This window comes from Rugamonas fusca (genome assembly GCF_014042365.1).
Taxonomy (GTDB): Bacteria; Pseudomonadota; Gammaproteobacteria; order Burkholderiales; family Burkholderiaceae_D; genus Rugamonas; species Rugamonas fusca.
On the sequence record NZ_JACEZS010000048.1, the window covers coordinates 1 to 9,031 of the forward strand.

The window sequence follows — 9,031 nt, forward strand, 5'->3', positions numbered from 1 at the left end:
ATCCTTAAGTTGTGCCAGCAATTGCCCAAAGTCTGCGCTTCTCATGGCCCCTCCAAGCATGAATTTACTCAGTCTTGGAGGGCCTTTACCGCAAGAAGTTCAATACTTAACGGGGACATAGCCTTTTGAAATGACTTCTCAGCCGTAACGAACCTGCTCCAGCCACTCCAGCAAGGGAATGGTGGCCGGCAGCAGCGGCTCCACCCCCACCGTCCCCTGCCACGCGAACGCCTGTCCTTCCAGGCTTTGCGGCTCGCCCGTCCAGTCGCGGCTGATGAAGAAATGCAGCCGCACGTGCGCATGCGGGTACACGTGCTCGATGCCGCACCATTCCTCGGCGCGGTTGATGGTCAGCCCCAGCTCCTCGACGAATTCGCGCTTGAGCGCCTCGAGCACCGTCTCGCCCGGATCGACTTTCCCGCCGGGGAATTCCCAATAACCCGCATATGGCTTGCCGGCCGGCCGCTGGCCCAGCAGCACGTCGCCATTGGGCTGGACCAGGATGCCGACGGCCACATCGATCGGGCGCGCTGGCGCGCCGCTCATGCCGCGCCGTCCTGCGGCAGCTTGCCCGCGTAATCCTTGGCGAACTGCCAGGCCACCCGGCCCGAACGGGAACCACGCTGCAAGGCCCAGCGCAAGGCGTCGGCGCGGGCGGCCTCGATCTGCGCCGCGTCGCAGCCGAACGAGGTCAGCCAGTGGGCCACGATGTCCAGGTAATCGTCCTGCTTGAACGGGTAGAACGACAGCCACAGGCCGAAGCGCTCGGACAACGAAATCTTTTCCTCCACCGTCTCGCCCGGATGCAGGTCGCCATCCTCGTCATGCTGGTAGCTGGCGTTGTCGGACATGCGCTCGGGCATCAGGTGGCGGCGGTTCGAGGTGGCGTAGATCAGCACGTTGTCCGACTGCGCGGCCACGCTGCCGTCGAGCGCCACCTTGAGCGCCTTGTAGCCGCTCTCGCCTTCCTCGAACGACAAATCGTCGCAGAAGATGATGAAGCGCTCGGGCCGGCCCGCCACCAGATCCACGATGTCGGGCAACTCGGCCAGGTCGGCCTTGTCCACTTCGATCAGGCGCAGGCCGTCGGCCGCGAACTGGTTCAGGCAAGCCTTGATCAGCGAGGACTTGCCGGTGCCGCGCGCGCCCGTCAGCAGCACGTTGTTGGCCGGGCGGCCGGCCACGAACTGGCGCGTGTTCTGTTCGATCTGGGCCTTCTGCGGGCCGATGTTGTGCAGGTCCGACAGGGTGATGGCCGAGGCGTGCGCGACGGCCTGCAGGTAGCTGGCGCCGCTGTAATGGCGGCGCCAGCGGTAGGCGTAGCCCAGGCGCCAGTCCGGCGCGCGCGGCGTTTGCGGCAGGATGGCCTCGACCCGCGCCAGCAGCGCCTCGGCCCGCACCAGGAACTGTTCCAGTGGCGTGCTCATGATCAGGAACGGTAGTCGGCGTTGATGGTCACGTAGTCGTGCGACAGGTCGCAAGTGTAGACGGTGGCGGCGGCCGTGCCGCGCGCCAGCTTGACGCGCACCGTGATCTCGCTTTGCGACATCACGCGCTGGCCATCCTCCTCCTTGTAGTCGGGATTGCGGCCGCCATCCTTGGCCACCCACACGTCGTCCAGGTACAGGTTGAGCTTGCTCACGTCGAGGTCGTCCACGCCGGCGTAGCCGATGGCGGCCAGGATGCGGCCCAGGTTGGGGTCGGAGGCGAAGAAGGCCGTCTTGACCAGCGGCGAGTGGCCGATCGAGTAGGCGATCTTGCGGCATTCGGCCACGTCCTTGCCGTCTTCCACGGTGACGGTGATGAACTTGGTGGCGCCCTCGCCGTCGCGCACGATCGCTTGCGCCAGGAACAGCGCCAGCTCCGTCACGGCGGCCGCCAGCGCCTTGTACTCGGGGCTGTCGACCGAATTCACTTCCAGCGTGCCGGCCCCGGTGGCGATCAGCATGAAGGAATCGTTGGTCGAGGTGTCGCCGTCGATGGTGATGCAGTTGAAGCTCAGGTCAGCCACCTGCCTGACCAGCACGTCCAGCACGGGCTGGGCCACCTTGGCGTCGAACGCGAGGAAGCCCAGCATGGTCGCCATGTTGGGCTTGATCATGCCGGCGCCCTTGCTGATGCCCGTCAGCGTGACGGTATGGCCGGCCACGTTGACGCTGCGCGAGGCGGCCTTGGGCTGGGTGTCGGTGGTCATGATGGCTTCGGCCGCGTGGTACCAGTTGTCGGCCTGCAGGCCGGCCACGGCTTGCGGCAGGCCGGCCACGATCTTGTCGACCGGCAGCTGCTCGAGGATCACGCCGGTCGAGAACGGCAGGATCTGCTGCGCGTCGCAACCGAGCAGGCCGGCCAGCGCGGCGCAACTGGCGTTGGCGGCGGCCAGGCCAGCCTCGCCCGTGCCGGCATTGGCGTTGCCGGTGTTGACCATCAGCGCGCGGATGGGCTTGCCACCGGCTTGGGCGGCCGCCAGGTGGGCCTTGGCCACCTGCACCGGCGCGGCGCAGAAACGGTTGAGCGTAAACACCCCGGCCACCGTGGCGCCCGGCGCCACCTGCAACACCAGCACATCCTTGCGGTTGGGCTTCTTGATGCCAGCTTCGGCGTAGCCGATGGCGACGCCCGCGACGGGCTTGAGGTCAGCGGCGATGGGCTTGGGGGAGTTGACGGCCATAGTATGTTCTCGTGCTAGGGGATGGAGGAAAAAGGTAGCCGCTATTGTAATCCCTGGCGGGCCAATTGGTGTCGCAGCCAGTGCCGCCGGCGCGGTCCGGCCAGCGCCGCCATCGACCACCAGTTACATGCCAGACCCAAGTTGCACGCGGCAACGCGTCGGACCACCTGAAATATCAAAAAGACATGTAATATCAATAACTTGTTGATCCCACATCGACAATCGCGACGCTTTTTGGTCGTAAGCCTCCATTAAAAATAGAACACTCATTCTATTTCTCTCCTGAACAACAGATTCCGTATGGAAATTAGTCTAAGGTGACGGCTGCGTGCGCCAAGAGCGTGCTGCGACCGACGGGCGTGCTGCGCCATACGACAGAACGCCGACAAGAATAAAGAACCTAAGAGAATCCGACGAATGAAAAAACAACTGTTAGTAGCAAGCATTCTGGCCGCCTTCGGTGTGGCGACCGCGCAAGCGGGCACGATGGATGACGGCAACCTGAGCATCAGCGGCTTCGGCACGCTGGGCGTGGCCAAGAGCAACACGGACCAGGCCCAGTTCGCCCGTTACAACCAGGCCGAAGGCATCGCCGACAAGGCCCGCATCGGCCTGGACAGCAACCTCGGCCTGCAGGCGACGTACAAATTCAACGACCAGCTGTCGGGCACGGTGCAAGTGCTGACCCGCAAGAACACCAGCCCCACCTTCACCACCGACCTGACCTGGGCCTTCCTGAAGTACAAGCTCAACGATGAAGTGAACGTGCGCGTGGGCCGCGTCGTGATCCCCACCTTCCTGATCTCGGACTACCAGAACGTGGGCTATGCCAACACCATGATGCGTCCGCCGATCGAGCTGTACGGCCAGAACACGCTCGAGAACGTGGACGGCGCCGACGTCAACTACCAGCACGCCTTTGGCGACGTCAACTTCACGGCCCAGGCCTTCGGCGGCGTCAGCCGCGGCAAGCTGTTCATCCCGACCGGCCCCGGTTCCGTGGCCACCTACCGCGCCCCGGCAGGCGGCATCAACCTCACGGCCGAATACGGTCCGTTCGTGGTCCGCCTGGGCCATGCGCGCGCCAAGCTGACCACCAACGACCTGACGCCGGTCAACAACCTGACCAACCTGCTGAGCAAGGTGGGCTTCCCGAACCTGGCCAACGACCTGAGCCTGACCCCAGGCAAGAAAATCGCGTTCACCTCGGTGGGCGTGACGATGGATTGGAACAACATCCTGCTGCAATCGGAATACGCCCAGCGCCGCGACAAGGAAGCTTCGTACGTGCCTGACACCAATGCCTGGTACGCGCTGGCTGGCTACCGCATCGGCAAGGTGCTGCCGTACTACGCCCACGCGGCCGTCACCGGCGCCGGCACCTCCGTCACCGTGCCGGCCACGCTGCCGGCCAACAGCCCGCTGGGCGCGACCGTGCGCGGCCTGCTGCCATCGACCGAGCAAAGCTCGGACCTGATCGGCGTGCGCTGGGACTTCGCCAAGAACCTGGCCCTGAAAGTCCAGGTCGACCGCGTCAAGCCGAAGGTCAAGTCCGGTTCGCTGATCTTCGTCCAGCCGGCCGCCGGCATCACCCACAGCGTGACCGTCGTTGCGGCCGCGCTTGACTTCGTATTCTGATCGGGAGCCCCTCCATGAAATCCATGATGACTTCTTTGCTGCTGGCCGCCCTGGCCGCGGCGGCGCTGCCGGCATCGGCTGAAACCGTTGTGATCGTGAGCCAGAAGAACCCGGCCACCCGCATGTTCTCGGAACAGGCGGCCCAGTTCTTCCTCGGCAAATCGACCATGTTCACGCCCATTGACCAGGCCGAAGGCTCGGCCATCCGCACCGAGTTCTACCACAAGGTGGCCGACAAGGACGCGGCCCAGGTCAAGGCCATCTGGTCCAAGCTGGAGTTCACCGGCAAGGGCACGCCACCGAAGGAATACCACTCGGACGCGGAAGTGCGCAAGGCCGTGGCGGCCGATCCAAAGGCCATCGGCTACATCAGCAAGGCCGCCGTCGACGACAGCGTCAAAGTGATCCTGACTCTGCCATAAGCATGCATGTGATGCCGGCGCAGCCATAAGCTGCGTCCGGCTTGCCACACGACGCCCGGCCACGTGCTGGGCGTTGTCATATCGAGCACACGCTCAAGCCAATTTGTCCTGGACGTCGGTGAAAAAACCACAGTTTTCACGCCGGCGGCACAAATCCGCGCGTTCTAGTTTTATGCCTCAAGGAAATTCGTCTAAGGTTACGTCTAAGCGCGCAAGGCGGCGGCAGCGATCCTGAGCCCGCCCTGCGTGCAAGCACCAGATAAAAATTTCTCGACGTAAGAGACAACAAGAGGGGACTTATGAAACAACTCGTACTGGCAAGTGCATTAATCGCGGCATTCGGCGCCGCCCACGCGGGCGCGATGGATGACGGCAATCTCACCATCGGTGGCTTTGGCACGCTGGGCGTGGCCCGGGCCGACACCGACAAGGCGCAATTCACCCGCTACAACCAGGCGGAAGGCGTGGGCGACAAGGCCCGCATCGGCCTCGACACCAACCTGGGCCTGCAGGCCAGCTACAAGGTCAACGACCAGCTGTCGGGCACGGTGCAAGTGCTGACCCGCAAGAACACCAGCCCCACCTTCACCACCGACCTGACCTGGGCCTTCCTGAAATACAAGATCAACGATGAACTGAACGTGCGCGTGGGCCGCGTCGTGATCCCCACCTTCCTGATCTCGGACTACCAGAACGTGGGCTACGCCAACACCATGATGCGTCCGCCGATCGAGATGTACGCCCAGGATCCGATCGAAAGCGCCGACGGCGCCGACTTCAATTACCAGCACGCGTTCGGCGACACCAACTTCACGGCCCAGGGCATCGCCGGCGTCAGCCGCGGCAAGCTGGTGCTGGCTGGCGCCAGCGCCGTGGCCACCTACCGGGCGCCCGTGCTGGCCCTGAGCCTGTCCATCGAGCACGGCCCCGTGACGCTGCGCGCGGCCCACCTCGAGGCCAAGCTGAGCAGCAATGACGTGGCCCCGCTGAACCAGCTGCAAGGCACGCTGACCAAGTTCGGTTTCCCCACCCTGGCCTATGACCTGGGCGTCAACAACACCAAGAAAGTGGCGTTCACGGCCGTGGGCGCGCTGCTGGACTGGAACAACATCGTCGGCCAGGCCGAATACGGCATGCGCCGTGCCAAGGACCCGGTCTACATCCCCGACAACAACGCCTGGTACGCCATGCTCGGCTACCGCATGGGCAAGGTACTGCCCTACTACGCCCACTCGGCCATCACCCAGCATGGCCGTTCGGTCACGCTGCCGGCCGGCTTCCCGCCCGCCGGCGCCCTGTTTGGCGCCGTTGACAGCCTGCTCACGTCGGCCGAGCAGACGACCGACCTGATCGGCGTGCGCTGGGACTTCGCCAAGAACGTGGACTTGAAAGTACAACTGGACCGCGTCAAGCCCAAGACCAAGGCGGGCACGCTGATCAACGCCCCCGCGACGGGATTGAAGGATACCGTCAACGTCGTGGCCGCTTCGCTCGACTTCGTGTTCTGATGGGGAGGATGATATGAAACTGCTGATCCAAGCCTCCCTGCTGTGCGCCCTGTCCGCCACCGCCCTGTCGGCCGGCGCCGAAACCGTGGTCATCGTCAACAAGGCCAATCCGGCCACGCGCATGTTCTCGGAACAGGCGTCCCAGTTCTTCCTGGGCAAGTCGACCATGTTCACGCCGATCGACCAGGCCGAAGGTTCGGCCATCCGCGCCGACTTCTACCACAAGGCGGCCGACAAGGACCCGGCCCAGGTCAAGGCGATCTGGTCCAAGATCGTGTTTACGGGCAAGGGCACGCCACCGAAGGAATACGCCTCCAACGCCGAAGTCAAGAAAGCCGTTGCTGCCGATCCCAAGGCTATCGGTTATATTGACAAGTCGGCAGTGGACGATACGGTCAAAGTCATCCTGACCCTGCCGTAACAGCTGGCGACACCCGCGCCCGCGCCCCGGTCCTGGAGCGCGGGCGCTGTCTCGTCCGGCGTCGATCAGCTGGTATGGGAGGCAAGTCTTGAGTTTATCGCTGCGCGCGAAATTTCTGCTGCTCAGTGCCGTGGTGCAGGCACTGGTGGTCGGTCTGCTGATCTGGAACAGCCTGCGGCTGATGGATAGCGCTGTCAGCAAGAATGCGGAACGGGTGGCCCATGAATACGCCGTCACCCTCAATCTTTCCCTCGGTCCCTACGCCACCCATGGCAAGCTGGCCGAGCTGAGCAACTACCTGGCCGAAATGCTGGCCGACCCCAACGATAGCTACCTGCGCTACCTCGTCATCCTCGACGCCGAGCGCCACCCCATCCTCGAAGTGGGCACGCGCGCGGCCACGCTGCCGTTCGCGCTGGCCGCCAACACCGGGCTGGGCCAGGCGCTGCGCACCTATGACGATGGCCACACGCTGCACGCGCGCACCCCGTTGCTGCTGCAGGATAACAAGGTCGGCTCGCTCAACTTCGGCCTGTCCACGCGCGACCTGCAGCAGGCGCGCGACGAAGTGATGTGGCAAGGGGGCGTGATCTCGCTGGCCGGCCTGGTGCTGGGCGTGGCCCTGTTCTACCTGTTCACCCACGGCATCGGCAAGCGGCTGCAGGCGCTGACCGGCCAGACCCGCCAGCTGGCGCCCGGCCTGGACAGCGTGGCGACGCAGGCGCCGCGCCGCGTGGGCGACGAGATCGACCAGTTCTCGCGCTCGCTGAACGCGATGAGCGCCGCGCTGCGCCAGCGCGTGGTCCAGCTCGAACAATCGCAACAGCGGCTATCCGAATCGGAAGCCCGCTTCAAGACCCTGTTCGACATGGCGCCATTGCCGCTGAGCGTGACGGACTTCGATGGCCACATCATCGCCACCAACCAGGCGCTCACGCGCACCTTCGGCCACCCGGTGAGCGACCTGATCGGCAAGCGCTCGGACCAGCTGTCGTTCTGGGCCAGCATGCGCGAGCGCGACCGCATGTGGGACATCTTCCTGCGCGACGGCGCCGTGCAGGGCGACGTGGCCGGCGTGCTGCTGCCCGACGGCAGCGTGGGCAGCGTGGCCATCTGGTCCTCCACGCTGGTGCTGGACGGGCGCCAGGCCATCATCTGGGCCTTGCTGGACCTGACCGAGGAATTGAACGCCAAGCGCGAGCTGAAGGACTTGAACGTGTCGCTGGAGAGCCGGGTCAGCGAGCGCTCGGCCGCGCTGGAGCGGGCCAACGCCGACCTGAGCGCCGCGCTCGACACCTTGCGGCAAACCCAGCACGAACTGCTGGCGTCGGAGAAGATGGCCTCGCTCGGTTCGCTGGTGGCCGGCATCGCCCACGAGCTCAACACGCCGATCGGCAACAGCCTGCTGGCCTCGACCACGCTGGGCGACCGCGTGCACAGCTTCGACGCGCTGGTGGCCAGCGGCAACCTGCGCCGCTCCGAACTGCAGCAATACCTGGACGAAGTGCGGCTGGCCAGCGAACTGATTTCCGGCTCGCTGCGCAAGGCGGCCGACCTGATCTCCTCGTTCAAGCAGATCGCCGTCGACCAGACCAATGACCAGCGGCGCGAATTCGACCTGGCCACGGCTGTGCACGACACGGTGGCCACCTACATGCCGCGGCTGCGGCGCGCCAACTGCACCGTGCGCATGGCCGTGCCGGACGGGATCAAGCTCGATTCCTATCCGGGCGGCCTGTACCAGATCCTCAACAACCTGCTCAACAACGCGCTGGCGCACGCGTTCGAGCACCGCAGCAACGGCAACATCACGATCGAGGCCGGCGCCACCGAGGACGACATGGTGGACCTGGTGTTCAGCGACGATGGCGCCGGCATGACGGAGGACGTGCTGCGCCACGTGTTCGACCCCTTCTTCACCACCAAGATGGGCCAGGGCGGCACGGGGCTGGGCATGAACATCGTCTACAACATCGTCACGGGCGTGCTGGGCGGGCGCATCGCGATCGACTCGGCACCGGGCACCGGCACCACCATCCACATCACCATCCCCCGCGTGGCGCCCCAGCGCGACAAACCGGCGACATAACAAAAAGCAAAATCGGGGACGTAACACGGTTTTCCCGCACACCAATATCGGAGTCCGTCCCCGATTTTGCTGGGCGAAAAAAAAAGGCTATGTCCCCGTTAAGTGTGGGAAGCGCCCCACGGCAGAGCTGAGAAAATCTTCTGGGCTGGCGACACGGCTCCGATCAACAGCCCAATGCCAGCCCAAATAGTTGGGAAGATAATGGCTCGCCACGCCATGAAATCGACTGACCCATCCCTTGTAACGGCTGTGATAGGCATTTACGTTCTGGATATGGATAGCACC

The 9,031-nt window shown here is 64.5% G+C and carries 8 protein-coding genes and 1 pseudogene; 5 read left to right on the top strand and 4 right to left on the bottom strand.

What is annotated here, in order from left to right:
• Positions 1-138: 138 nt before the first annotated feature.
• From mutT to argJ, 3 genes are read right to left on the bottom strand one after another with little or no spacing between them, the layout of a single operon-like run.
• Positions 139-546 (bottom strand): 8-oxo-dGTP diphosphatase MutT, encoded by a 408-nt coding sequence (gene mutT / locus H3H36_RS26140; protein ID WP_182220961.1) that lies wholly within the window; start codon positions 544-546, stop codon positions 139-141.
• The gene (locus H3H36_RS26145; RefSeq protein ID WP_182220962.1) at positions 543-1,427 is read right to left on the bottom strand and encodes an ATP-binding protein; all 885 of its coding nucleotides are present in this window, start codon (positions 1,425-1,427) and stop codon (positions 543-545) included. The genes mutT and H3H36_RS26145 overlap by 4 nt, the downstream gene beginning before the upstream one ends.
• A 2-nt stretch (positions 1,428-1,429) precedes the next feature.
• Positions 1,430-2,668, bottom strand: coding sequence for a bifunctional glutamate N-acetyltransferase/amino-acid acetyltransferase ArgJ (argJ, locus tag H3H36_RS26150; protein WP_182220963.1), 1,239 nt, complete (start codon positions 2,666-2,668; stop codon positions 1,430-1,432).
• Between the two features lie 417 nt (positions 2,669-3,085).
• On the opposite strand from argJ, the gene H3H36_RS26155 reads away from it, so the two are divergent.
• The 5 genes from H3H36_RS26155 to H3H36_RS26175 all read left to right on the top strand — a co-directional run bounded on the left by H3H36_RS26155 (position 3,086) and on the right by H3H36_RS26175 (position 8,746).
• The gene (locus H3H36_RS26155) at positions 3,086-4,306 is read left to right on the top strand and encodes a porin (RefSeq protein WP_182220964.1); all 1,221 of its coding nucleotides are present in this window, start codon (positions 3,086-3,088) and stop codon (positions 4,304-4,306) included.
• A 23-nt stretch (positions 4,307-4,329) separates the two neighbouring features.
• On the top strand, positions 4,330-4,728 hold the full coding sequence (locus H3H36_RS26160) for a type 2 periplasmic-binding domain-containing protein (protein ID WP_375539628.1): 399 nt from the start codon (positions 4,330-4,332) through the stop codon (positions 4,726-4,728).
• A gap of 299 nt (positions 4,729-5,027) precedes the next feature.
• Positions 5,028-6,236: a porin gene (locus tag H3H36_RS26165; protein ID WP_182220966.1), complete on the top strand. Its 1,209-nt coding sequence runs from the start codon at positions 5,028-5,030 to the stop codon at positions 6,234-6,236.
• A 13-nt stretch (positions 6,237-6,249) separates the two neighbouring features.
• Positions 6,250-6,657 (top strand): type 2 periplasmic-binding domain-containing protein, encoded by a 408-nt coding sequence (locus H3H36_RS26170; RefSeq protein ID WP_182220967.1) that lies wholly within the window; start codon positions 6,250-6,252, stop codon positions 6,655-6,657.
• Positions 6,658-6,745: 88 nt separating this feature from the next.
• Entirely contained in the window at positions 6,746-8,746 is a 2,001-nt protein-coding gene (locus H3H36_RS26175) for an ATP-binding protein (RefSeq protein WP_182220968.1), read from the top strand.
• 87 nt (positions 8,747-8,833) lie between these two features.
• On the opposite strand, the pseudogene H3H36_RS26765 reads toward H3H36_RS26175, so the two are convergent.
• Positions 8,834-9,031: pseudogene (locus H3H36_RS26765) on the bottom strand (hypothetical protein); the annotation flags it as partial.

Excerpts from the sequence above, each read along its gene's own strand:
- mutT (WP_182220961.1), bottom strand. The coding sequence starts at position 546 with ATGAGCGGCGCGCCAGCGCGCCCGATCGATGTGGCCGTCGGCATCCTG.
- H3H36_RS26145 (WP_182220962.1), bottom strand. The coding sequence starts at position 1,427 with ATGAGCACGCCACTGGAACAGTTCCTGGTGCGGGCCGAGGCGCTGCTG.
- argJ (WP_182220963.1), bottom strand. The coding sequence starts at position 2,668 with ATGGCCGTCAACTCCCCCAAGCCCATCGCCGCTGACCTCAAGCCCGTC.
- H3H36_RS26155 (WP_182220964.1), top strand. The coding sequence starts at position 3,086 with ATGAAAAAACAACTGTTAGTAGCAAGCATTCTGGCCGCCTTCGGTGTG.
- H3H36_RS26160 (WP_375539628.1), top strand. The coding sequence starts at position 4,330 with ATGATGACTTCTTTGCTGCTGGCCGCCCTGGCCGCGGCGGCGCTGCCG.
- H3H36_RS26165 (WP_182220966.1), top strand. The coding sequence starts at position 5,028 with ATGAAACAACTCGTACTGGCAAGTGCATTAATCGCGGCATTCGGCGCC.
- H3H36_RS26170 (WP_182220967.1), top strand. The coding sequence starts at position 6,250 with ATGAAACTGCTGATCCAAGCCTCCCTGCTGTGCGCCCTGTCCGCCACC.